We start from the raw sequence: 24,313 nt of genomic DNA on the forward strand, positions 1-24,313 counted from the left end.
TCACAATAATGATGAAACTCTACTGCTTAAGAAAGATTTTATAACAATGACGTTTACTCAATTGGTTCGAGCTGAATCCTTTCCTCAACACATTTCATGGCAATGGCGTGATACTTTTGCACTGTGTATTCTCCCACTGATATTTTTTAATAGCTTTATCCTAGAACAACTTTTTGGTATTTCTGTTCAGGTTGCTTTAGGGGATTCAATTTTTCGGGGCATCTTATTTATTGCGGTAGGTTGGCTGTATAAAAGCATGCTGTCTATGCATTGGCAAAAGTATAAGCAGGCCTTTTGGCGCTCAAGCCTGTTGGTGGTTGTCGGTGCAGTCGTCATACAAGTGGTGATTTCTTTTACACGCAGTCTGTTGCCCGTCGGTGAGAGCATTGAAAAAAAATCGACCATTGATCCCAATACGATTGCCTTTTTCAGTTTGTTGATCATCAGTCTTGGGCCATTATTTACCGCATTGCTCGAAGATATTATTTTCCGCTATACCTTACTACAAAAGCTATTTGTACAGCCGTGGCCGTGGCGAGTGATCTTGGTCTTGCTGAACTCAATCTTATTTGGCTTGATTCATTATCATAATTTTGATGGCAATTTAATTGCGACCATCAGTTTTATGGCGGCAGGCCTATTTCTCAACCTGATCTATTTGTGGACGCGTAACATTTGGCATGTCTTACTCATTCATTTCGTTAACAATGCGGTACTCTCTTTAGGCGGCGTGATTTTATTGAAATTACTTCAGCCCTATGTGGGCAGTTGAAGTCAAAAATAGGGGGGAGATTGTGTCCAGTTTATTTATGGTGATGCTCGGCGGACGCCATCCAAGAGCAAATATCGAAGTGCATGATGTCATTCTTGCAGTGGGTAACGCATTAGAAGAGGTTTATCCGCAACTAAGAACGGCATGGTTTGGTGAGCAAAAAGGCTTACATATTGATGCTTGGGCACAGGTACATACAGTCAGCACTGAAAATCAGCATTATCGTATCCAATTTTGTGATGCCGCGCCCCGAGCTGAAGATGAAAAATTATGGCTGATTAATCTCGGGGGATATGATGCCCGCGAATTTGGTGAATTACATCGTTATGTTTTGGTGACGGGACAAAATGCCAGCGTTGCAAAACAACGGGGCAAGGCTTTTTTTGAGTCACATTGGCAAAAACAACATACCGACCGAACCCTAGATGTTGATGATTGTATTGCGATTGATCATGTCTATGGGCGCTATATCGAATTGGTTGAAACGCCGCATAGCCAGCAAAATTCATGGAAAAATGATTACATCTTAATAAATGAATAATTGTGATGATTAAGAGCTGAAATGTCAGCTTTTATATTTTTTTGTGATATTCGCCTGAAATCAGATGGATTGTCTTTTCAGGCGTTAAATAATAGGCATAATAACATTCAGGATTTAGACCTTAAACCTCAATGGAATGGCGTATATGGATTTAATACGGCCGAATGGACAGCCGCATTATGGGCGTTTTAGTGAACTTCCCAATCGCATCGATTTAAGTAAGTATGAATATAAGACACCGTATGGAAAACGACTTCAAGGTTGGCGTAAGCGTTTAAAATATAAAAAATTTAAATTTTGTTGTATTCAGCATGATCATTATACGATTGGTCTAGCGATTGCCGATATCGCGTGGGCGGGGCACGGTTTTGTCTATGTGTATGACCATATTGCGAATGAAGTGTTGGAATGGAATTCGATTAATTTCCTGTCACGTAATACCGTTTTAGATGAACAACCTTTATTTAATCAAAGTCATTTTATTAAGTCTGGGATTCAACTAGACATTCAGCATGCCAATGGTGTGCGATACATTCAAATGTCAAAACATGGCGAACTCAAACTGAGCGCTCGAGTGTTTTGTGCGGGGACTGATCCGCTGAGTATGTGTAGCCCTACAGGAATTAATGGTTGGACCTATACTCAAAAATTGACGACGTTGGGCTGTGAAGGTTTCTTTATCAATAAGCAAGGCAAGACCATTCAATTTCATGACCGAACATTGGTGTCTTTAGATGATACCTGTGGTTTTCTTCGTCCTGAAACCGCATGGTTTTGGTTATCGTGTAACTTTTGGGACAGTCAAAATCGACGCGTTGGGATCAATCTTGCCTCTGGGGTAAATGAAAGCTTTGGCAATGAAAATTGTCTGTGGGTCAATGGACATCTGTATGCCATGTCTGATGTGCTGTTCCAGCAACAAGGCGATAATCAATGGAATATTAGCTCATTAGACAACAGCTTAAATTTGATCGTCAGCACAGGTTGGCGGCGCTATGAAAACCTGAATTTAAGATTGGTCGGTAGTCAGTTCAGTCAATGGCAGGCAAAAATTAGCGGTACAATTCAACGTGATGGCGAAGAAACTGTATTCTTAAATGAATATGGTTTACTTGAGCAGCACTATGCCAAATGGTGAGTCTAAGCCTATAAAAAAGCCGCAATCGATGCGGCTTTTTTTATTCAGTGTTTATTTTGCAGCTTGCCAAAACACTTCCGCAGCTTGAATTGGATCATTGGTTTCTTCATAAGTTTTTAACCAGAGATCATAATTTTGCACAATGGGATGCTGACTCGGATGGAAGTCTTTTTTAAACCAATCTCGATATGGCTTGCTCATACGGGTGAGGGTGCCATTTTTACCAAAGAACCACGGTAAGCCTTTCATATTTAATTTTAAACGTTCAGTGAAGCTGAACCCGTCATGTTTCAGCATCACATTAGCACGGTATAAGGTAAAGCCAAGCATCAATCCACTGGTCCAGACCAAAGTAAATTTCTTTAGATTTTCATCGACCTTAGCCACATCTTTCATCACATCAAAAGCCACATCGCGATGTTCCATTTCTTCTATCGCATGCCAAATAAATAATGCACGGACATAAGGATGCGCAGATTCTAGTACGGACTTTTGGCTACAAAAGGTTTCAGCCATCAGCGCAGTCAAGTGCTCGGCGGAAGCCGTCATGGCAATATTGTATTCGGCAGAGCGCTGGCTCAATTCAAACTTAAAAATTTTATTTAAGCGTTTAATGAACGCATCGACAGGCATGCCTTGTTGTTTCATCAACATATTCATTTTGTCATGCGCCATACCGTGCTGCGCTTCTTGACGAATAAAGTCAGCGACACGTTGCTGTAAATCAGGGTCTTGAATTTGACTGCGGAACAGACGTACAGATTCAATAAAATAGCGCTCGCCATCAGGAAAGGTCAGGCTCAAGGCATCAAACATACGTGTTAAAAAAGGGTCTCCGCCAAACCAATAGCGCGGGATTTCTTCTAACTTAAAATTTAGCTTTGTGCGAACAATGGGTTCGACTTGATATTTGACGATAGCATTCATGATATTTTTTCTGTGCGAGTCGTATTGATTGCAGTATGTCGGAGAAATTGCACTTTGTTTTGACAGATATTGCCAATTTTTATACATTTTACGCCATGATGAAAATATAAAATGTCAGAATTGGCAGGTCAGAAAGAGTGGCGAGATGGCTGAAATTCAGATCCCAAATGGTTATTTCCAACTGTGGAATATGGTCTTAATTGAGCGTGAATTAAACTATACACAGCTCGAATGGATTGCGCCGTATGCTGCGCAAATTCAGCATGTGCTGTCTTTGCCGATCGACTCTCAATCGCCGAATTCTTTTTTTAACAGCATCATGCAACTGACTCAGCAACATCTGGATTGCCCGCAATTGGTCTTTGAAATGGCCAAGTATATTCGTGCAGAGCATTTTGGGGTGTTAGGCTATATGGCGACACTGAGTAATAGTGTTGCAGATGCTTTGCAATATGTGATGCGGTTTAGTCGTTTGGTGATTGATGGCGCGCAAATTGTGCCGATGAATATGAGCCATCAAGATCATCAAATTATACTGTCTTGGCCACAGCATGATGATGAATATGCGTTGGTGAATGAATTGACCATGGCCTGTATGGCACATTTGGCCAAGCAAATTTTTCCAGATTCTTTAAAGTTACTCCGCATTCATTTTGCACATGTGCCGCGGATGGCACGTTATCACTATGAAAAGTTTTATGGTTGCCAAATGGAATTTTCGACCCTTAAATATTCATTTGTGATTCATGCAGACAGTTTGGATTTAAAGTCAGAACTTGCTGATCCGTCACTGATGCAATTGTTATTACGCCAAGCCGAAGAGGCGATCGCCGCTCGTCCGCAACATGCCGATCCAATTCAACAGATGCAACAATGCATCGCTGATCATCTCAAACGAAAACAGCAAGCCCCTAAAATAGAGTGGTTAGCAGAGGAGTTACATCTGTCAGTCAGAACCTTGCAACGACAGTTAAAGGAGAAAGACACCTCGTTTAAACGGCTTTTGGAGCTTGAACGGATGAAACGCTGTGAATATCTACTTTCACAACAAACCCATTTGACAGATATCGCTTTACAGCTAGGTTATTCAGATCAGTCTGCTTTGGCACGTGCTTTTAAGGCATATAGTGGAGAGACATTATTAGCGCGAAAAAAAGCCTTGAGATTAGAATAAAACGTGCTGATTGCTCGTTAAGAAAAGCCATTCATACAGCATTAAAAAAAGCGGTCAAACGACCGCTTTTCTTTAAAGCCAAACTTATGCCGCAGCTTTTAATTTTGGATACCGAAGTAAAATGGCAAGGATGGCAAAGATTGCCAAGACCCAACAGTAATACACACTACCAATCAGTTCCACAGGCGAAAGTTTTGCGATCGAACAAGCCAGTAACAGCTGTGCACCATAAGGAATGAGACCTTGGACTACGCAAGAGAAAATATCCAAGAGCGCAGCAGCACGTTTAGAGTCTACACCATATTCTTTGGCGACTTCACGTGCCATGTCACCAGATAAAATAATTGCGACAGTGTTGTTTGCTACAAATAGGTTGGAGAAAATCACCAAGAAACTGATACCAATTTCACCTGCGCGTTCAGCACCAACTTTAAAGCAGCGTGTCATGCTGTAAATACGTTGAATCAGCCATTCTAAACCGCCTTCTTTTTGCATAATGGCAGAAATACCACCCAAGAAAATAGAAAGCAGGGCAACTTCAAACATGCCGGTAAAGCCGTCATAAATAGAATTATTTAAGCTTAAAAAATTAAATTCAGGTTGAATGACCAAACCAATCAAACCAGACAGTAAGACACCAATAGTCAACACAGCAAGCACGTGCAAACGTGAAAAGGCCAAAATAAATACGGCTAAATACGGCAGGATTAGCCACGCATTATAGGCTTTGTGTTCAATCGCTTGTGAGCCTTGACTCATAAATAAATAGATACAGATGCTGACGATCGATGCAGGAACAGCAATCCAGACATTGACCTTAAATTTATCGCGAAGTTGAACTTTTTGACTGTTCGTTGCAGCAATGGTGGTATCTGAAATCATCGACAGATTATCACCAAACATAGCACCACCGACCACAGCACCAATGGCATACACCACTTCAATTTCGGTGACTTGTGTAAAACCAAAGGCAATTGGCGCGCAGGCTGCAATGGTGCCCATGGAGGTTCCCATCGCTGTGGCAATAAAGGCCGCAATAATAAACAGCATAGGCAGCACGAACTCAGGCGCAATCATCGATAGTCCCAACTGCACTGTTGCATCGACACTACCGATGGCACTGCTGACACTGGCAAAAGCACCAGCGAGCATAAAGACCATGAACATTAAGATCAAATTCGGGTGGCTAGCACCTTTCATAAATGTATCAATCGCGTCATTTATCTTGCCGCGATAGAGCAAAATTGCCAATACAATTGCAGGAAGAGCAGCGACTGGGGCTTTCACTTGATAGAACGCAAACTCAGTTCCAATGATGGAATGGTAAATACCACTGCCCAAAAAAATGGTCAGAAAAACAATAAGCGGGAGCAGTGCAAATGCCCGAGCAGGCACTTTCACTTGTGAATCGGAGGACATAGGAGATAAAAAAATAAAAGTATGCGGCTAGTATAAAGCAGGTTTTGCAATTTAAGGAAAATTAAAATGTAAATGCTAAGCCTGTTATTTTTAACATTTTTTTGATGATAAAATTAAGTTAATCTAAAACCTTATAATTTTGCCAGATCCTAAAATTAGGCATCTTTGATCATTGTGAAAAAAACTGAAATATCGGTAAATGATGCTTTCGGGTTGTTCTGGAAAATTATGTTTGCATGAGAAATGCCGACTGAGGATTGTATACCCTGTTCAATGGGTAAAAAATAGCGTTACAATGCGATGTCTTGTATTTCGACAAAACCCACATCATAGTTTTGATTCATTCAAGGAAAGTATAACCCTATGTCACGTTTAGCCACTCGATTTGGAACGCTTAAATCTCAACAGCGTAAGGCCTTGGTTTCTTATGTTATGGCTGGTGACCCTCATCCACAAGTAACGGTACCTTTGTTACATCAAATGGTTGAGGCAGGTGTGGATGTGATCGAATTAGGTCTTCCATTTTCAGACCCAATGGCGGATGGCCCTGTCATTGCACTTGCCGCTGAGCGTGCGCTTGCTGCAGGAACCAATACTCTAGATGCCTTGAACATGGTGAAAGAGTTCCGTAAAAACGATACAGAAACACCCGTGGTACTGATGGGCTATTTAAACCCCGTTGAAGTAATCGGCTATGAAAAGTTTGTTGCCTATGCACATGAATGCGGTGTAGATGGCGTGCTCTTGGTGGATCTGCCACCAGAAGAAGCAAAAGATCTAGATGCCGTATTGAAAAAATACGACATGGATCAAATCTTCTTGCTTGCGCCAACATCCACTGATGAACGTATTCAGCATGTGGTGAAACAAGCCAGTGGATTTATCTACTATGTTTCTTTGAAAGGTGTGACAGGTGCAGCGACTTTAGACGTTGCTGAAGCTGCGGCACGTATTCAAAAAATCAAATCGTATACTCAGGTACCTGTCGGCGTTGGCTTTGGTATCAGTGATGCAGCATCGGCGAAAGCCATGGGTGTTGCTGCAGATGCGGTGATTGTAGGTAGTGCTTTTGTTAAACAATTTGCAAACTTAGCGCCAGAACAAGCTGTAATCGAAACAGTGAATAAAGTGAAGGAGCTTCGAGCTGCGCTCGATGAGTTAGTATGAGTCAAGACGCAAAAACAGGCAAAATTCTGAGCGCATCTACGCCATGGACAGAGCGTGCGGTACCAGGTATTCATGTACCTGATGAACAGCAAGCATTAAAGGCGACATTTACTGAGCCGACGATTGAATGTCCTGAGTGTCATGCACTTGTGACTCGTACTGCAATGTCATTTAATGCCTACGTTTGTCCACAGTGTGATGAACACTTGCGAATGAAAGCACGTGATCGTTTGAACTGGTTCTTTGACCAAGTACAAAAAGAATTGGGTCAAGAATTTAAAGCCAAAGATCCACTTAAATTTGTAGATAGCAAAGCGTATCCAGACCGTATGTCTGAAGCGCAGAAGAAAACCGGTGAAACAGAAGCTTTAGTGGCGATGCAAGGAACGCTGAAAGGCATTCCAATGATTGCAACCGCATTTGAATTTGATTTCATGGGCGGTTCAATGGGTACTGTTGTCGGTGACCGTTTTGTTCAGGCTGCTGAACTTGCGATTAAATCACAACAACCATTAATCTGTTTTGCTGCTTCAGGCGGTGCGCGTATGCAAGAGGGCATGTTGTCTTTAATGCAAATGGCGCGTACTTCTGCAGCCATCCAAAAAATGAAAGATGCAGGCTTGCCTTATCTAGTGGTGCTGACACATCCAGTCTATGGTGGTGTGACTGCATCATTGGCAATGCTCGGTGATGTTCACTTGGCTGAACCGAAAGCCATGATTGGTTTTGCTGGTAAGCGTGTGATTGAGCAAACTGTACGTGAAAAATTGGAAGAACCGTTCCAACGTGCAGAATACTTGCTTGATCATGGTGTAGTCGATCAAATTGTCCACCGTCATGCATTACGTGATACAGTTTATCGTATTGTAGCGAAATTGATGAACTTGCCTTGAACACAGCACCACTTGCAACTGATTCTTTAAACACATGGCTCGATTATTGGAGCCATGTTCATGTTACGGGTATTGATTTAGGTCTGGAACGGGTGATTCCTGTTGCGGAACGACTCGGTGTAACCCAGCCTGATGCGAAAGTGCTGACGGTCGCGGGAACAAACGGTAAAGGTTCAACCACGACCACTTTGGCTGCGATTTTAAATGCCCAAGGGTATAACGTGGGGCTATACCAATCACCGCATATCTATCGATTCAATGAACGTGTAAAGCTTCAAGGTGTTGAAGTGGCTGACCAAACCCTGATTGATGCTTTTGTAGCTGTTGATCAGGCGCGTCGTGAATGTGAATTAAGTTTATCTTTTTTTGAAGCGACCACTTTGGCCGCTTTTGTTATTTTTAAACAGCAACATTGCGATGTATGGGTACTTGAAGTAGGCCTAGGTGGTCGACTTGATGTGGTCAATGTCGTCGATCCAGATGTTGCAGTGATTACCAATATTGGTTTAGACCATACCGATTGGTTGGGCGACACCATTGAAAAAATTGCTTTTGAGAAAGCAGGGATTATTCGTCCGAATATTCCCGTGATTTTTGGTGGACAGCAAGTACTGCCTGAAGCCATTCGTCAAAAAGCAGAAGATTGCCAAGCTGCTTTACATGTACTCAATCGTGATTATTTTTATCAGTACAGTGATGACGGACAATCTTGGATGTTTGCCTCATCAGGTTCAACCTTAAAACTACCCGTGGGTTCTTTGGCACTCGAAAATATCTCTACGGCTGTAGCAGCAATATTGGCCAGTGGTTTGGTGGTCTCTCAGCAGTCGATCGCTCAGGGGATTAATAATGCCAAGTTACAAGGCCGTTTTGAAGTTAGAGAAATTGCAGGAAAAACGGTGATTTTCGATGCGGGACATAACCCGCATGGTGTTGAATTTTTGTTAAAGCAATTGCGAAATTTCCTCCAGTACAATAAACAATACACAGAAGTGATCAGCGTTTTCTCCATGCTGACTGATAAAGACATAAATTCTGTCGTTAACTTATTGAAAGATACGGTAAGAATGTGGAAAATTGCACAATTAAATGTGCCACGTGCGGCATCTATCACACAATTGGATAGCGCACTACAGCATCAAGTCGTAGAACATTATGACAATGTGCAATTAGCTTTTAAGTCCGCGCTGGAAGAAACAAAGAATAATCAGCTGATTCTGGTATGTGGTTCATTTCATACCTTAGAAGCGGTATGGGAGTATCTGGAAGAATGTCAATGAATAACAAACAACGCTGGATGGGTGGTGTTGTTTTATTAGGTGGTGGTGTACTGCTGGCCGCACTTTTACTTAAAGGCAAAGAAGAAATACATCAAAATCAAAGCCAAACCCCTGAAATGGCTCAAGTTGAGCAACAAGGTCAAGGGGCAGGTAAAATGTCATCATTGACTGTTGATGTTGAAACTGAAAAGCGATTGCTCGAAGAACAACGACGTACCCGTGAAAAATCGGTTGCGGAGCAAGAAGCACGTGCAGCAGAATTTTTAGCGATGCAACAACAAGCGGAGGCTGATGCAGCACGTAAAGCAGCAGAAGAATATGCAGCTTTAAACGCACATCGTTCAGCTCAACAAAGTTCGGATAATATTCCGCCCGAATTGGTTGAAGATGAAAAAGCCAAGCAAAAGCGTTTAGCTGAGGATAAGTTGGCGGCTCAAAAAAAGTTAGAGACTCAGTCGGCGCAGCAAAAGGCTGATCAGGCACGTATCGCAGCAGATAAACAAAAAGCCGAAGCAAAACGTAAAGCGGATGCTCAAAAAGAAGCTGAACGTAAAGCACATGCTGAAGCTGAGAAAAAAGCAGCAGATAAGAAAGCAGCCGAAGCGAAGCAACAAGCTGAAGAAAAGCGTAAAGCCGAAGAAAAACACAAGGCAGAAGAAAAGCGTAAAGCCGAAGCCAAGAAAAAAGCTGAAGCTGAAAAAGCACGTGATCTGTTGGAAAATGGCGATAAGCAATGGATGGTACAAGTTGCTCTGGCAGCCAATGAAGCCAATGCAGATGCCGTCGCTGCAAAATTACGTGCAAAAGGCTATAAAGTGACGAAGAGTCCTACATCTAAAGGCATTCGTATTATGGTCGGTCCTTCGAAGGACCGTGATGCTGCGGACGCAACACGTAAAAAGATCAATTCAGATGCAAGTTTGAATATGAAATCGGCTTGGGTGATTGATTGGGTACCTCTCGATAAACGCTAAGTTTATATGAGGATTTACCTTTAATAAGATGGATTCAGTAGTTGCTGCTGAATCCATTTTACATTTTCAGGACTGAATAATCGGTCAATATTTTTCCAAATAGGGTGGAAGCCATAGCCACCTTGTTTCATTTCACGTTTTGCTTCCTCAATGGACCAATGCTGAAAAATAATACGGTACATGGCCACACTCACGCCTGTACGGTCTGAGCCGTGGTAGCAATGGATTAACACTTTTTGCTGCTGTTGTTCAGCTTCTTTTATGGTTTTCATCACTGCCAGTAAATCTTCACGATCGATTTGCCATGTGTGTATCGGAATATGTACAAATTTAATCTTTTGCATATCAATAGCATTTTTTAAGCGTTCTGGGTCATGGTGCCGTGAACGTAAATTTATGATCACATCGATTTGCTGTTCTCGTAGAAAAGGGGCGAGATCTGTATCAGGTTGTTCACTGCGAAATAGCGTTGGGCTGATTTGATAAAAATTATGCTGTTGATGAACGACTTTCCCCCAATGCTGAGGACGTTCATTTAACGGTAATGGATTTGATGTCATGCAACCCGTGAAGCTAGCACTGAGTAGGATCATTGGCAGGATTTTAGCGGTCATAGTTTGTGTTCTGATATCGAGCGAGTTCGAAAGGGTCATGTGCGCAGATGAGATCGATGTCCGGATGCTGCGCTAACTGCTGAATCTTATGAAGTGTGTGCAGTCGCTGTGTATTGTCGGTGGCAAATAAACGCTCAAGCTGATTTAAGGCCCGCGAATGAAAATTTGGATTTAATTGATGCTGTGAGTAATAAGCATCGCCACAATATAACAACCAGCGCTGGTTATTTTTAATCGCAATACCGGCATGACCCGCGGTATGTCCCAAAAGTGGAAGCATTAAAATGTCATCTTGAAAAATAGACAGACCGGCAGTGTGTTCTAAGTTAAACCATGCTTGCGTCCCGATGCTTTCGATAAAATTCCAATAACGATGCAGTTGGAATTGCTGTGGTCGATAGCGCAGTCGTGATTTAAGGCTGTGAAGATTTTGAGTGGCGTTATATTCACTGGCTAGCACATGCACGGTCGCCTGCGGAAAATCAGAGATCCCGCCAGCATGATCAAAATCTAAGTGTGACAACAAAATGTGTTGAACATCTTGAGCCTTAAAGCCTAATTTTTGAATTTGATGAGTCGCACTCAGTTGCGGATTAAATTTGATCTGCGCTGTGCGTGAAATAAACCGACCTAAACGATTTTGTGGATGCAAATAATCTTGTAAGCCCAGTCCTGTATCGACTAAGACGAGCCCTTTATCGGTTTCAATGAGCAGGCAATGACAGACCAAATGTGCGCGAAAGCCTTTCTGTCCAAATAAAGGGGCACACGTTGGACAAAAACTACCACAATGTAAATGATGAATTTGATGAATCACGGTTTGTTATTTTCAAGTTTTTATTAGTTATAAAGGAATTGTGATGTTTAACCAATCTAATCCCTGAGAGGAATTTGTAATCAAAAAAAAGCTCATCCGAAGATGAGCGGGTTGGAAACTGCCAGAACGGGCTCGTAATTGATTCTGAGGTGAAAACCATAGTAACTATAAGTAACTATGGTTATGACCCTTAGTTGGTTCAGGTGCTGCGATTAATAATAGTAAAAATTCACCCTTCGATTGGTCACTCGCCGCAGAGCCTCTTATCTTGCGCTCGGACAGCGTAATGCTCCGTTTTATCCTCACTTAGGTTGAGGCGTTAAACGAAGGTAAGGTGTAACTGCGTTATACCCTTGAGGAAAGCGTTGTTTGATTTCCGCTTCATCTTTTAATGACGGCATAATCACCACATCTTCACCTTGTTGCCAGTTAGCCGGTGTTGCAACTTTATGGTTGTCTGTCAGTTGCAAAGAGTCAATGACACGTAAAATTTCATGGAAGTTACGCCCTGTAGATGCAGGATAAGTAATGATTAAACGGACTTTTTTATGTGGATCGATGATCACCAAAGAGCGAACAGTTAATGTTTCGCTGGCATTGGGGTGAATGAAATCATAAAGGGTAGACACTTTACGGTCTTTGTCTGCAATGATCGGGAAGTTCACCGTGGTATTTTGAGTATTATTAATGTCATTAATCCAACCATGATGCGACTCAACATCATCAACAGATAGGGCAATGGCCTTGACACCACGTTTGCTAAATTCATCTTTTAGTTTTGCGGTAAATCCAAGTTCTGTGGTGCAGACTGGGGTGTAATCGGCAGGATGCGAAAATAAAATGCCCCAACTGTCACCTAAAAAGTCATAAAAATGAATGCTGCCTTCGCTTGAGTCTTGAGTAAAGTCTGGTGCAGTATCACCTAAACGAATCGTCATGGAATATCCCCGTATTTATTGAATTTGTTTAACTCAAAAATAAATATGAAGGATTTTTTTTATGATTAAAAATAGTGTTTTTTCATTTCTTTATGAATATATTTCATATAAAACAGTTTTATTGGGGGATAAATGCGAAATATCTCACGACAGAGTCACTATGTTGTCTGCAGAAAATTTGTTACATTAGCTTGCCTTAAGTCTCCGGGGCTAGAACCCGAGCGCAGAATATTTAAGGGGATTTTTGTGCAAAACCCTTGTACTTCGAATTTCTAGCACCATAATAACGACTAAGAAAATATATTCATTTGACAAGCAAGATTTAGAGAGTCTATTCATGTTGGCAAGTCTGATCGGAGGAATCTTCGGTACCAAAAATGAGCGCGAACTCAAACGCATGCGTAAAATCGTAGAGAAGATTAATGCGCTCGAGCCGACGATATCTGTTCTAAGCGATGCAGACTTATCTGCAAAAACTGAAGAATTCAAAGAACGTTATAAAATAGGCGACAGCCTTGATAAATTATTACCTGAAGCGTTTGCTGTTTGTCGTGAAGCTGCGAAGCGTGTCATGGGCATGCGTCATTATGACGTACAGCTGATTGGTGGTATTACTTTACATGAAGGTAAGATCGCAGAGATGCGTACCGGTGAAGGTAAAACCCTCATGGGAACGCTTGCTTGTTACCTCAATGCGATTAGTGGTGAAGGTGTTCACGTGATTACGGTGAATGACTATCTCGCACAGCGAGATGCTGAGTTAAACCGTCCATTATTCGAATTTTTAGGTTTAAGCATTGGGATTATTTACTCAATGCAAGACCCAACTGAAAAAGCTCAAGCGTATCGTGCTGACATTACTTACGGTACCAACAACGAATTCGGTTTCGATTACTTGCGTGACAACATGGTTTTTTCTGCTGCTGAGAAAAAACAGCGCAGCTTAACCTATGCCATCATCGATGAGGTCGATTCGATCCTGATTGATGAGGCACGTACACCTTTGATCATTTCTGGTCAATCAGAAGACTCATCACAGTTGTATGCTGCCATTAACAGCATTCCACCAAAACTTCATGCACAAAAAGAAGAGAAGGTACCAGATGGTGGTCACTTCTGGATTGACGAAAAACAGCGCTCTGTAGAAATGACCGAAGTCGGTTATGAAACTGTTGAAGCTGAATTGATTCAAATGGGCTTGCTTGCTGAAGGTGAAAGTCTATATTCATCTGCTAATTTAAACTTGGTGCACCATGTTTCTGCGGCCATTCGTGCGCATTACCTATACCAACGCAACGTGCATTACATCATCCACGAAGGTGAAGTGATCATTGTCGATGAAAACACTGGTCGTACCATGCCGGGTCGCCGTTGGTCAGAAGGTTTGCATCAAGCAGTGGAAGCAAAAGAAGGTTTGGAAATTCAACCTGAAAACCAAACACTAGCAACCACAACATTCCAGAACTATTTCCGTCTTTACAAGAAATTATCAGGGATGACGGGTACTGCAGATACTGAAGCTGCAGAAATGAAAGAAATTTATGGCTTGGATGTTGTACTGATTCCAACCCATCGCCCGATGATTCGTAATGACCAAAACGATTTAATCTATTTAAACCGTGAAGGTAAATACAACGCCATCATTCAAGAAATTCAACGTGTTCATGAAGCGGGTGTTGCGCCGATTCTGATTGGTACAGCAACCATTGAAGCCTCTGAAATTTTATCAGATAAGCTGAAAGAAGCTGGTATTCAACATGAAGTACTTAATGCGAAACAACATGAGCGCGAAGCAGATATTATTGCGCAAGCGGGTTCACCTCGTGCAGTAACCATTGCGACTAACATGGCTGGTCGTGGTACTGATATTCTGTTAGGTGGTAACTGGAAAGCGTTGCTGGCGAAGATTGAAGAACCGACTGAAGCAGACGAAGTACGTTTGAAAGCAGAGTGGGAACAAAATCATGAAATGGTGCTGAACTCTGGTGGTTTACACATCATTGGTTCAGAACGTCATGAATCTCGTCGTATCGATAACCAGTTACGTGGTCGTGCGGGCCGTCAAGGTGACCCAGGTGTATCACGTTTCTACTTGTCGCTTGAAGATGACTTGATGCGTATCTTCGCAGGTGATCGCGTAGTTGCAATGATGCGTGCCATGGGTCTGAAAGAAGATGAAGCCATTGAGCATAAAATGGTGTCACGCTCGATTGAAAATGCACAACGTAAAGTTGAAGCACGTAACTTCGATATTCGTAAAAATCTATTGAAATACGATGACGTAAACAACGAGCAACGTAAGATTATTTACTCGCAACGTGATGAAATTCTTGTTGAACCGTCTTTACAAGATTACATCGAAACAATGATTCAGGATGTGACTAAAGGCATGATCGAAGTATATATTCCACCTGAGTCTATTCACGATCAGTGGGATATAGAAGGTCTTGAAAAGGTGCTACGTGAAGATCTATCGATTGAACTGCCAATTTCGCAGTGGTTAGAGCAAGATCGTCGTTTGGATGAAGAAGCTTTGGTTGAACGTATTACTGATGAAGTTCTTCAGCACTACCGTTCACGTCGTACGCAAATGGGTGACGAAACGGCTGCAATGCTCGAACGTCACTTTATGTTGAATTCATTGGACCGCCATTGGAAAGAGCATTTGGCAGCAATGGATTACTTACGTCAAGGGATTCATTTACGTGGTTATGCGCAGAAAAATCCTGAGCAAGAATACAAAAAAGAAGCCTTTAACTTATTTGTAAACATGCTTGCTGTGATTAAGTCAGATGTCGTGACAGATTTATCTCGCATTCATGTGCCTACAGCCGAAGAGCTTGCAGAAATGGAAGCTCAAAAACAGGCTCAAGCTGAATCAATGAATCTTCAATTGTCACACAATGACTTTGATAATTTGTTGGCTGAAGCCAATGGTAATGATGTTATCGATGCGCAATACACACCTGCAGAGCAAGTGATTGTTCCGCCAGAAAGTCGTAACTCGCCTTGCCCATGTGGTTCAGGTCTAAAATATAAACAATGTCACGGTAAAATCTAAACAGCATTTTTTAATTTCAAATAAATCAGAGCCTTCGCGCTCTGATTTTTTATTTACACTACTAATCTGACCTGAATAGTATTTGCAGTTCTGTAGATTAAATGTTATTTAGTTTCTATCAATAACCGTAAGACGGAAAAGACAATGAAAAAAGTACTAAAACCGTTCATGATTGCTGCTTTGGCTTTGCCAACTTTTACCTTTGCAAACGCTCCTCAGACGACTTCTGTAGAGAAAGTTCAACAAGCAGTTGGTCCAACAACAACTCAAGTACAGATTGGTACTGACGGTCAAGTGACTGTAGCAAGCCCGCGTACGGGTATTCGTTATACCTTTGCCAATCCAAATCGTCCAATCGTATTGCAAACTGCAAAAATTGCAGCAGCCAATGCGGCGAATGCTGACCGTATTGTGGCTGAAAACCCAGCCCTTTCTGCTGTGAGTCAACAAAAAGCGAAACAAGTGCTTCTTGATGAAGCAACTCAGCTTGCGCGTAACTAATTTACGACGAACAGCGATAAAGACCAGTCGAAAGACTGGTTTTTTTATGTGCAAAAGAAATCCACAATAAAATTACAGCAAAACCGTGCTTCTGCTCGATTTTTTATAGATTTTGCACTAAGCTGTATTTTTTATAACTCATATAGTTGGACGTTGAAAAATGGCAGTTGGTGACGTATCTATGCCACAGATGCATGTGGTGAAAGGTGTAAAAATCGGTTCGGCTGAAGCATATGTGCGCTATCAGAACCGACGTGACCTTGTCATTTTTGAATTTGCTGAAGGTTCTAATGTCGCAGGCGTTTTTACTCAAAATGCATTTTGTGCAGCACCGGTGCATATTTCTAAAGCGCACTTATTAGCAGGTAATCCACGTTATTTAGTGATTAACACCGGAAATGCCAATGCAGGTACTGGCAAAATTGGCATGGCAAATGCTGAAGCGACATGTGCGAAACTGGCAGAACTGGCTGGTGTTCAAAATACAGAAGTCCTTCCTTTTTCAACGGGTGTAATTGGCGAGCAATTACCTATTGATCGTTTGGTTCAAGGCTTGCAACCGGCATTAGACAGTTTGCAAGAAGACGCTTGGTTGGAAGCGGCAACGGGCATTATGACCACAGATACCACACCTAAAGGTGCATCTGAACAATTTGAGTTAGATGGCGTCCTGTATACCATGACAGGTATTTCTAAAGGCGCAGGCATGATTCGTCCAAATATGGCGACCATGTTGAGTTATGTGGCAACTGATGCACCCATTAGCCGTGAGCTGGTGCAACAGCTTTTGAAAACCACAGTTAACCTGTCGTTTAACCGTATTACGGTGGATGGTGATACCTCAACGAATGACTCATGTATTTTGATTGCAACGGGCCAAGCTGGTGGCGTAGAAATTACTTCAGAATCAGATTCACGTTATGCTGCTGTTTTAGACGTGTTAACACGTGTAATGAAACGTCTTGCACAGCTCATTGTCCGTGATGGTGAAGGTGCGACGAAGTTTATTACTGTGGCGGTAGAAGGCGGCGCAGATACTCAAGAATGTTGTGATATTGCTTATAGCATTGCACATTCACCGTTGGTTAAAACTGCAATCTTCGCATCAGATCCAAACTGGGGCCGTATTTTGGCAGCTATTGGTTATGCAGGTGTGCCAAACTTAGATGTTGAAAAAATTCAGGTCTGGTTAGGTGATGTTCAAATCTGTAAAGACGGTGGTGCCGCATCAGATTATACCGAAGCAGCAGGGGCTGCAGAGATGGAGAAATCTGAGATCACGATCCGTGTAGATTTAGGACGTGGCAGTGCGCGAGATACTGTGTATACCTGTGACCTGTCGTATGACTATGTTAAGATTAACGCAGATTACCGTTCATAAATTTGATGTTTTTGAAAAGCCTCCGTTGTGAGGCTTTTTTATAAGTGGAACTTTTTAATGACCGGTAAAAAATAGCCAAGTGCCATATTTATGGGTCAGTTGTGAAGCACCTGTGTAGTAACAGGCATTAAGGATAGAGAAGACGTTGTGATGAATAATGCAAACAACTTAATTGCAAATGAAGCAAAATCAATTGTACAAGCGCATTTGGATCGTTTGGGCGATGTTAAAGAGCATCACTTAACGGAAGTTGCAAAGCTTGAAAAGTTTGAATTAATTAAAGCGGAACTCAAAAAACGTAACGCTGTCCTTGTTGCACACTATTACTGTGATCCTGAAGTGCAGGAACTAGCAGAACTGACCGGTGGATGCGTTTCGGATTCACTTGAAATGGCACGTTTTGGTCGGGATCATGAAGCAACGACGTTGGTGGTTGCGGGGGTGAAATTCATGGGGGAGACCTCAAAGATTTTATCTCCTGAAAAAACCGTACTGATGCCTACTCTAGAGGCAACATGTTCACTTGATTTGGGCTGTCCGGTCGATGAATTTACCAAATTTTGTGATGCACATCCGGATCATACGGTTGTGGTATATGCCAATACCTCGGCGGCAGTGAAAGCGCGTGCAGATTGGGTGGTAACCTCGAGCTGTGCTGTTGAAATTGTTGAGCATTTAGATAGTTTAGGTGAAAAAATTATTTGGGCACCCGATCAGCATCTCGGTCGCTATATTCAAAAGAAAACCGGTGCAGACATGTTGCTATGGGATGGGGCATGTATTGTCCATGAAGAGTTCCGTGCACGTGGTATTGCCAATATGAAAGCGCTGTATCCTGATGCAGCAGTTTTGGTACATCCAGAGTCACCAGAATCTGTGGTGGATATTGCAGATGCCGTCGGTAGCACCTCGCAATTGATCAAGGCTGCACAAACCTTGCCACACGAACGTTTAATCGTGGCAACAGATCGCGGTATTTTTTATAAAATGCAGCAAGCTGTGCCGAATAAAATTCTCATCGAAGCACCGACGGCAGGTGAGGGAGCGACTTGTCGTTCATGTGCGCATTGCCCTTGGATGGCGATGAATGAATTAGATGGCATTCTCGAAGTTTTACAAAAAGGCGATCAGGAAATTTTTGTAGATCCGGCATTGGCTGAACGTGCTAAATTGCCTTTAGATCGGATGTTGAATTTCAGTGCCAGTTTAAAACGTTAATTTTTGCTTGAAAAATGATTAAAGTGCTTGATAAATAATCGCTTGAAATGATTTTTTATGTTTTTTTGAAGATAGGTGTTGACGTTAATCAACGTCACGCCTAGAATGCACACCGTACCGCACGATATGCGATACAGCGAAAGCTGAGATGAAACGGAGCATAGCACAGCCTGGTAGTGCACCTGGTTTGGGACCAGGGGGTCGTAGGTTCGAATCCTACTGCTCCGACCAATTTCTCAAGGCAAAAATCGCGTGATAGTCTATGTCATCGGTAATGCGCCTGTAGCTCAGTTGGATAGAGCATCCGCCTTCTAAGCGGATGGTCACAGGTTCGAATCCTGTCAGGCGCGCCATTTTAATGGTGTTCTGATACTAGAATCTGAAACTTGTTGTGATGGTGGATGTAGCTCAGTTGGTAGAGCCCCGGATTGTGATTCCGGTTGTCGTGGGTTCGAATCCCATCATTCACCCCAATTCGGAGCATAGCACAGCCTGGTAGTGCACCTGGTTTGGGACCAGGGGGTCGTAGGTTCGAATCCTACTGCTCCGACCATTTTCTTAAAGAAAACGGTCGATAAAAGATACCGCATACAGCGGTTTTTTTATGCCTGTAATTTAAAATGCGTTATATTGGTTATTCACAAGCAAGAACATGATGGTGGATGTAGCTCAGTTGGTAGAGCCCCGGATTGTGATTCCGGTTGTCGTGGGTTCGAATCCCATCATTCACCCCAACTTTTAAAGTTGAAAGCGGAGCATAGCACAGCCTGGTAGTGCACCTGGTTTGGGACCAGGGGGTCGTAGGTTCGAATCCTACTGCTCCGACCATTTATCTCAAAAGTAATGCTATGAAAAAGATGCCGCATTTAGCGGTTTTTTTATGCCTGAAATTTATAAAAAATAAAAAAGCCACCATAAGGTGGCTTTTCTAAATTCCGCTATTTAGGGAATGATCGTGACATTTACACGACGGTTGATGGCACGATTTGTTTCGGTGTCATTAGAGACCATCGGCTGTTCAGCACCACGGCCAATAATTTGAATATTTGAACTGTTATAACCTTGCTTTAAAAAGACGTTTGCGACGCTTTGCGCACGTTTTTCTGACAGTTGTTGGTTGTAATTGGCTTGTCCAACATTATCCGTATGACCAATAAACTTAATTTTATTCAGGTCATATTTAATCAGTTGAGTGGCAAGTGTATTTAACTTGCCTTGTTGGTGAGGTTGAATTTGATAATCATCAAAACCAAATAAAAGACGTTCTGGTAGGGCAAGTGTCCAACCATCGTTGGTCAAGACAAAACCTTCTTTTTTAAGCATGCGTGCTTGTTTGTAGCTTAAGTTACCTAAACTCATGCAGGCTGTCATAGTGGCCGTGAATGCAAGTATAAATAAAACTTTAAATGCGTTCTTTAACATAGCAAATCCTATGAGTTGGGGCGTTGTGGTGCAATGCACCAATGATTATTCGAAAGTTTAGCATCATACATCGCGCGATCCGCATCTGCGATTAGATCTTCTGGCGATTTCGCATTTTGGATCAGTGCTACACCAATATTAGCTTGTAATGCAATATTATGTTGCTCATAAACAAATGTGGAACCATAGCATTCATGTATTTTGTGACAAAAGACTTCGAGTTCTGTCAGGAAATTTAAATGATTGATAATAATTGCAAATTCGTCACCACCGAGTCGCGCAACGAAAGCATTATCTGGTAGTGCTTGTTTTAAACAATGTGATGAGGCGCGTAGTACTGCATCACCAGCTAAGTGTCCATATTGGTCATTCACATGTTTAAAGTTTTCAATATCGACAAAGAACACAGCAGTGTTCGCTTTTAAGTCAAATAGCTCAAACAGCTTTTCATAAAAATAATTACGATTTGGCAATTGGGTTAATGCATCATGACGTGCTAGATGAATTAGCTTGTCATTTTCTGAAATCAAGTTTTTATTTGACTGTTCAATTTCACTAAGTAAACCATTAAAGGCGGTACTGAGTGCGTGTAATTCTTGAATATCAGAGTTTGAAACCCGCATTTTATAATCTTTCTTAATGCTAATGGTTTGGGCTGATTCAACAATAGAGCGAACAGATTGCATTAAGTATTGATAAACAGAATTCACCGACCAAAACACAGTAGCCAATAAAAGAATAAAACCTAAAAACAAGCCCAGCAAAATTTTATGGAAGAAACTAACTAAATCTGAAGAGTTTCCATATACGACCAGTTCGCCGTAACTTTTCTGATCATGATGAATATCTAAACGAATCGGTTGGCTAAAAAAGAAATAATCTAAAATCGCTTGGCTAGAGAATGTTGAAATTTCTTTTTGCTCAGCATGAGCAAGCGACGCATTTTGATGGTTGGTAATTTCAATCGATCGAATGGGATACAGTTGAGTGTATTCATTTAAAATTTGACGCATCGTTGTTTGGTCATTAAACACCACAGCGGGTTGAACACGTTCGTTTATCGCATTTGATAAAATCGTTAAGCTGTTTTTTGCATAGGTATGCATAGTATAAGTGGAAATAACCAAAAAAATCGCAGAACAAATCGTAAAAGTTAAAGCGAAGATAGTGAGCTGCGAACGCGTAAATAATTGGTGTAATGTAATTGGGTTATAGAGTTGTTTCATTCAGCTGACTCCGATGACTTCGCCAGTAATAAAACGCGTGGATCAATATGTATTTGTGACTGCGTTAAGCTTTCCATATTAATTTTAAACGAATAACTCTGATTTTTTTTATACAAACAAAATGCACTGCCAGACTCACACTCACTATTGTTACTACTTAGAGAGAGGGCGGGGAAATTAACATGGTTGTTTAAAATACTTTGTTCTTCTTTTGCTGATAGATTGGAAAAAAATAAAACTTGGCAATGACTAGATTTGATGTCATTCACATTGATGGCTGTAATTTTATAAGTGCTGTGGGTTGGCGCAAGTTTTTTAAAATCATTGACTAAACTTGAATTATTAATCACACAAAATTTGGGTGAAGTGGTTTCCCACTTGGCATAACTCAATATAGAGAAAGTGGTTGTGAAAATATTTGCTGTGGGAGCTGCATATAATATGGGTGAAATGGAGCACGCCATTATTAAATAGGCAGTTTTTTTAAAAACAACCATACGAAATCAATAATTCTTAAATTAAATGGAATGAAAATTGGGTGTATATACGTTTTATTATATGAAATAGGGTGTATATAGCCCAATAATAATACAAAAGAATGTTTATGTGTTTAAAAAAGCGACATGCGTAAAATAAATCATAAAAAAGGTGTTGCGTTGGATCATAAATGCTGTAGAATGCACATCCATCGGTGGTGATGAAGATTAAAACTTCTGATAAAACAATGACTTGGTTGAATTGATTAAGTTGAGTTTTAGAAAGAAAGTTTAAAAATAATTTGAATTACTGGTTGACTCTTTAGAAATAAAGAGTAATATAGCCGACCTAGCTTGCTGGTGGCGAACCAGCAAGAAGATCATTAAGAGATTATGAAGAACAACTTGTGTGGATTTTTACTGATTGATCGATCGAAATTATTTTCATTGATTAATGGTAGAAATTACTCGAAGTTTATTTGAGCAAATTTTTGTCAGTAATTGATGAGCCAAGATTGGTACACTATATGTACTATTGATTTTAAACTGAAGAGTTTGATCATGGCTCAGATTGAACGCTGGCGGCAGGCTTAACACATGCAAGTCGAGCGGGAATAGGTAGCTTGCTACCGATTTCTAGCGGCGGACGGGTGAGTAATGCTTAGGAATCTGCCTATTAGTGGGGGACAACATTTCGAAAGGGATGCTAATACCGCATACGTCCTACGGGAGAAAGCAGGGGATCTTCGGACCTTGCGCTAATAGATGAGCCTAAGTCGGATTAGCTAGTTGGTGGGGTAAAGGCCTACCAAGGCGACGATCTGTAGCGGGTCTGAGAGGATGATCCGCCACACTGGGACTGAGACACGGCCCAGACTCCTACGGGAGGCAGCAGTGGGGAATATTGGACAATGGGGGGAACCCTGATCCAGCCATGCCGCGTGTGTGAAGAAGGCCTTTTGGTTGTAAAGCACTTTAAGCGAGGAGGAGGCTACTTTGGTTAATACCTAGAGATAGTGGACGTTACTCGCAGAATAAGCACCGGCTAACTCTGTGCCAGCAGCCGCGGTAATACAGAGGGTGCGAGCGTTAATCGGATTTACTGGGCGTAAAGCGTGCGTAGGCGGCTTTTTAAGTCGGATGTGAAATCCCCGAGCTTAACTTGGGAATTGCATTCGATACTGGGAAGCTAGAGTATGGGAGAGGATGGTAGAATTCCAGGTGTAGCGGTGAAATGCGTAGAGATCTGGAGGAATACCGATGGCGAAGGCAGCCATCTGGCCTAATACTGACGCTGAGGCACGAAAGCATGGGGAGCAAACAGGATTAGATACCCTGGTAGTCCATGCCGTAAACGATGTCTACTAGCCGTTGGGGCCTTTGAGGCTTTAGTGGCGCAGCTAACGCGATAAGTAGACCGCCTGGGGAGTACGGTCGCAAGACTAAAACTCAAATGAATTGACGGGGGCCCGCACAAGCGGTGGAGCATGTGGTTTAATTCGATGCAACGCGAAGAACCTTACCTGGTCTTGACATAGTAAGAACTTTCCAGAGATGGATTGGTGCCTTCGGGAACTTACATACAGGTGCTGCATGGCTGTCGTCAGCTCGTGTCGTGAGATGTTGGGTTAAGTCCCGCAACGAGCGCAACCCTTTTCCTTATTTGCCATCGGGTTAAGCCGGGAACTTTAAGGATACTGCCAGTGACAAACTGGAGGAAGGCGGGGACGACGTCAAGTCATCATGGCCCTTACGACCAGGGCTACACACGTGCTACAATGGTCGGTACAAAGGGTTGCTACTCCGCGAGGAGATGCTAATCTCAAAAAGCCGATCGTAGTCCGGATTGGAGTCTGCAACTCGACTCCATGAAGTCGGAATCGCTAGTAATCGCGGATCAGAATGCCGCGGTGAATACGTTCCCGGGCCTTGTACACACCGCCCGTCACACCATGGGAGTTTGTTGCACCAGAAGTAGGTAGTCTAACCGTAAGGAGGACGCTTACCACGGTGTGGCCGATGACTGGGGTGAAGTCGTAACAAGGTAGCCGTAGGGGAACCTGCGGCTGGATCACCTCCTTAACGAAAGATTGACGATTGGTAAGAATCCACAACAAGTTGTTCTTCATGACGATGTATCTGAGGGTCTGTAGCTCAGTTGGTTAGAGCACACGCTTGATAAGCGTGGGGTCACAAGTTCAAGTCTTGTCAGACCCACCACTACTGACGAAGTATTTGAATAAAATACGGAAGCAAACAGAGAATCAGAAACATTGACTTATTGATAAGCTGGGGACTTAGCTTAGTTGGTAGAGCGCCTGCTTTGCACGCAGGAGGTCAGGAGTTCGACTCTCCTAGTCTCCACCAAATTTCA

General features: G+C 42.2%; 20 protein-coding genes, 8 tRNA genes and 1 rRNA gene. 21 read left to right on the plus strand and 8 right to left on the minus strand.

What is annotated here, in order from left to right:
• The first annotated feature begins 46 nt into the window (after positions 1-46).
• The 3 genes from AC4CU0_RS02985 to AC4CU0_RS02995 all read left to right on the plus strand — a co-directional run bounded on the left by AC4CU0_RS02985 (position 47) and on the right by AC4CU0_RS02995 (position 2,451).
• A complete protein-coding gene (locus AC4CU0_RS02985) occupies positions 47-772 on the plus strand; it encodes a CPBP family intramembrane glutamic endopeptidase (RefSeq protein ID WP_490742433.1) in 726 nt (241 codons plus the stop codon).
• A gap of 22 nt (positions 773-794) precedes the next feature.
• Positions 795-1,313, plus strand: coding sequence for a DUF1543 domain-containing protein (locus AC4CU0_RS02990; protein WP_490742434.1), 519 nt, complete (start codon positions 795-797; stop codon positions 1,311-1,313).
• A gap of 145 nt (positions 1,314-1,458) precedes the next feature.
• Positions 1,459-2,451: a DUF2804 domain-containing protein gene (locus AC4CU0_RS02995; protein WP_490742435.1), complete on the plus strand. Its 993-nt coding sequence runs from the start codon at positions 1,459-1,461 to the stop codon at positions 2,449-2,451.
• A 51-nt stretch (positions 2,452-2,502) separates the two neighbouring features.
• Here the strand turns inward: AC4CU0_RS02995 and AC4CU0_RS03000 are convergent, their stop codons facing one another.
• Positions 2,503-3,378 (minus strand): metal-dependent hydrolase, encoded by an 876-nt coding sequence (locus AC4CU0_RS03000; protein WP_180009066.1) that lies wholly within the window; start codon positions 3,376-3,378, stop codon positions 2,503-2,505.
• Positions 3,379-3,523: 145 nt separating this feature from the next.
• On the opposite strand from AC4CU0_RS03000, the gene AC4CU0_RS03005 reads away from it, so the two are divergent.
• Positions 3,524-4,552: a helix-turn-helix transcriptional regulator gene (locus AC4CU0_RS03005; RefSeq protein ID WP_490742436.1), complete on the plus strand. Its 1,029-nt coding sequence runs from the start codon at positions 3,524-3,526 to the stop codon at positions 4,550-4,552.
• 84 nt (positions 4,553-4,636) lie between these two features.
• Here AC4CU0_RS03005 and AC4CU0_RS03010 read toward each other — a convergent pair whose 3' ends face one another.
• Positions 4,637-5,971 (minus strand): Na+/H+ antiporter NhaC family protein, encoded by a 1,335-nt coding sequence (locus tag AC4CU0_RS03010; protein ID WP_490742437.1) that lies wholly within the window; start codon positions 5,969-5,971, stop codon positions 4,637-4,639.
• A gap of 363 nt (positions 5,972-6,334) precedes the next feature.
• On the opposite strand from AC4CU0_RS03010, the gene trpA reads away from it, so the two are divergent.
• From trpA to AC4CU0_RS03030, 4 genes are read left to right on the plus strand one after another with little or no spacing between them, the layout of a single operon-like run.
• Positions 6,335-7,138 carry a tryptophan synthase subunit alpha gene (gene trpA / locus AC4CU0_RS03015; RefSeq protein ID WP_078191221.1) on the plus strand — a complete coding sequence of 268 codons (804 nt, stop codon included), beginning with the start codon at positions 6,335-6,337 and terminating at the stop codon, positions 7,136-7,138.
• Positions 7,135-8,031: an acetyl-CoA carboxylase, carboxyltransferase subunit beta gene (gene accD, locus AC4CU0_RS03020; RefSeq protein ID WP_078194132.1), complete on the plus strand. Its 897-nt coding sequence runs from the start codon at positions 7,135-7,137 to the stop codon at positions 8,029-8,031. The genes trpA and accD overlap by 4 nt, the downstream gene beginning before the upstream one ends.
• Positions 8,028-9,311: a bifunctional tetrahydrofolate synthase/dihydrofolate synthase gene (folC, locus tag AC4CU0_RS03025; RefSeq protein WP_180009058.1), complete on the plus strand. Its 1,284-nt coding sequence runs from the start codon at positions 8,028-8,030 to the stop codon at positions 9,309-9,311. Before accD ends, folC begins: the two co-directional genes overlap by 4 nt.
• Positions 9,308-10,285: an SPOR domain-containing protein gene (locus AC4CU0_RS03030; protein WP_078191218.1), complete on the plus strand. Its 978-nt coding sequence runs from the start codon at positions 9,308-9,310 to the stop codon at positions 10,283-10,285. Before folC ends, AC4CU0_RS03030 begins: the two co-directional genes overlap by 4 nt.
• Before the next feature lie 20 nt (positions 10,286-10,305).
• Here the strand turns inward: AC4CU0_RS03030 and AC4CU0_RS03035 are convergent, their stop codons facing one another.
• The 3 genes from AC4CU0_RS03035 to AC4CU0_RS03045 form a co-directional block, all read right to left on the minus strand.
• The gene (locus tag AC4CU0_RS03035; protein ID WP_490742438.1) at positions 10,306-10,899 is read right to left on the minus strand and encodes a dual specificity protein phosphatase family protein; all 594 of its coding nucleotides are present in this window, start codon (positions 10,897-10,899) and stop codon (positions 10,306-10,308) included.
• Complete coding sequence (locus tag AC4CU0_RS03040; RefSeq protein WP_490742439.1) at positions 10,889-11,716, minus strand: MBL fold metallo-hydrolase; 828 nt, start codon at positions 11,714-11,716, stop codon at positions 10,889-10,891. Before AC4CU0_RS03040 ends, AC4CU0_RS03035 begins: the two co-directional genes overlap by 11 nt.
• 302 nt (positions 11,717-12,018) lie before the next feature.
• On the minus strand, positions 12,019-12,654 hold the full coding sequence (locus tag AC4CU0_RS03045; protein ID WP_490742440.1) for a peroxiredoxin: 636 nt from the start codon (positions 12,652-12,654) through the stop codon (positions 12,019-12,021).
• A gap of 337 nt (positions 12,655-12,991) precedes the next feature.
• Between AC4CU0_RS03045 and secA the strand changes: the two genes are divergently transcribed.
• The 10 genes from secA (at position 12,992) to AC4CU0_RS03095 (ending at position 19,643) form a co-directional block, all read left to right on the plus strand.
• The gene (gene secA / locus AC4CU0_RS03050; protein ID WP_490742441.1) at positions 12,992-15,715 is read left to right on the plus strand and encodes a preprotein translocase subunit SecA; all 2,724 of its coding nucleotides are present in this window, start codon (positions 12,992-12,994) and stop codon (positions 15,713-15,715) included.
• A 144-nt stretch (positions 15,716-15,859) separates the two neighbouring features.
• Positions 15,860-16,216 carry a hypothetical protein gene (locus AC4CU0_RS03055; protein WP_490742442.1) on the plus strand — a complete coding sequence of 119 codons (357 nt, stop codon included), beginning with the start codon at positions 15,860-15,862 and terminating at the stop codon, positions 16,214-16,216.
• Positions 16,217-16,376: 160 nt separating this feature from the next.
• Positions 16,377-17,597 carry a bifunctional glutamate N-acetyltransferase/amino-acid acetyltransferase ArgJ gene (gene argJ / locus AC4CU0_RS03060; protein WP_490742443.1) on the plus strand — a complete coding sequence of 407 codons (1,221 nt, stop codon included), beginning with the start codon at positions 16,377-16,379 and terminating at the stop codon, positions 17,595-17,597.
• A gap of 150 nt (positions 17,598-17,747) precedes the next feature.
• The gene (gene nadA, locus AC4CU0_RS03065) at positions 17,748-18,815 is read left to right on the plus strand and encodes a quinolinate synthase NadA (RefSeq protein ID WP_180022394.1); all 1,068 of its coding nucleotides are present in this window, start codon (positions 17,748-17,750) and stop codon (positions 18,813-18,815) included.
• A 154-nt stretch (positions 18,816-18,969) separates the two neighbouring features.
• Positions 18,970-19,046 (plus strand) — tRNA-Pro (locus AC4CU0_RS03070).
• A gap of 45 nt (positions 19,047-19,091) precedes the next feature.
• Positions 19,092-19,168, plus strand: a tRNA-Arg gene (locus AC4CU0_RS03075).
• Between the two features lie 44 nt (positions 19,169-19,212).
• A tRNA-His gene (locus AC4CU0_RS03080) sits at positions 19,213-19,288 on the plus strand.
• 3 nt (positions 19,289-19,291) lie between these two features.
• Positions 19,292-19,368: transfer RNA gene (locus AC4CU0_RS03085), tRNA-Pro, on the plus strand.
• Positions 19,369-19,473: 105 nt separating this feature from the next.
• Positions 19,474-19,549, plus strand: a tRNA-His gene (locus AC4CU0_RS03090).
• Positions 19,550-19,566: 17 nt separating this feature from the next.
• Positions 19,567-19,643: transfer RNA gene (locus AC4CU0_RS03095), tRNA-Pro, on the plus strand.
• 114 nt (positions 19,644-19,757) lie between these two features.
• Here AC4CU0_RS03095 and yfiB read toward each other — a convergent pair.
• Genes yfiB through yfiR form a run of 3 tightly spaced genes read right to left on the minus strand, consistent with a single transcriptional unit; the run spans position 19,758 to position 21,960 of the window.
• The gene (gene yfiB, locus AC4CU0_RS03100; protein ID WP_078191210.1) at positions 19,758-20,237 is read right to left on the minus strand and encodes an outer membrane lipoprotein YfiB; all 480 of its coding nucleotides are present in this window, start codon (positions 20,235-20,237) and stop codon (positions 19,758-19,760) included.
• An 8-nt stretch (positions 20,238-20,245) separates the two neighbouring features.
• The gene (dgcN, locus tag AC4CU0_RS03105) at positions 20,246-21,463 is read right to left on the minus strand and encodes a diguanylate cyclase DgcN/YfiN (RefSeq protein ID WP_490742444.1); all 1,218 of its coding nucleotides are present in this window, start codon (positions 21,461-21,463) and stop codon (positions 20,246-20,248) included.
• Positions 21,460-21,960: a regulatory sequestration protein YfiR gene (gene yfiR, locus AC4CU0_RS03110; protein ID WP_180035852.1), complete on the minus strand. Its 501-nt coding sequence runs from the start codon at positions 21,958-21,960 to the stop codon at positions 21,460-21,462. The genes dgcN and yfiR overlap by 4 nt, the downstream gene beginning before the upstream one ends.
• 522 nt (positions 21,961-22,482) lie before the next feature.
• Between yfiR and AC4CU0_RS03115 the strand changes: the two genes are divergently transcribed.
• From AC4CU0_RS03115 to AC4CU0_RS03125, 3 genes are all read left to right on the plus strand, one after another.
• Positions 22,483-24,021: ribosomal RNA gene (locus tag AC4CU0_RS03115) — 16S ribosomal RNA — on the plus strand.
• 61 nt (positions 24,022-24,082) lie between these two features.
• Positions 24,083-24,159 (plus strand) — tRNA-Ile (locus AC4CU0_RS03120).
• Positions 24,160-24,230: 71 nt separating this feature from the next.
• Positions 24,231-24,306 (plus strand) — tRNA-Ala (locus AC4CU0_RS03125).
• The last annotated feature ends 7 nt before the right edge of the window (positions 24,307-24,313 follow it).

The organism is Acinetobacter sp. LipI_15, assembly GCF_058242865.1.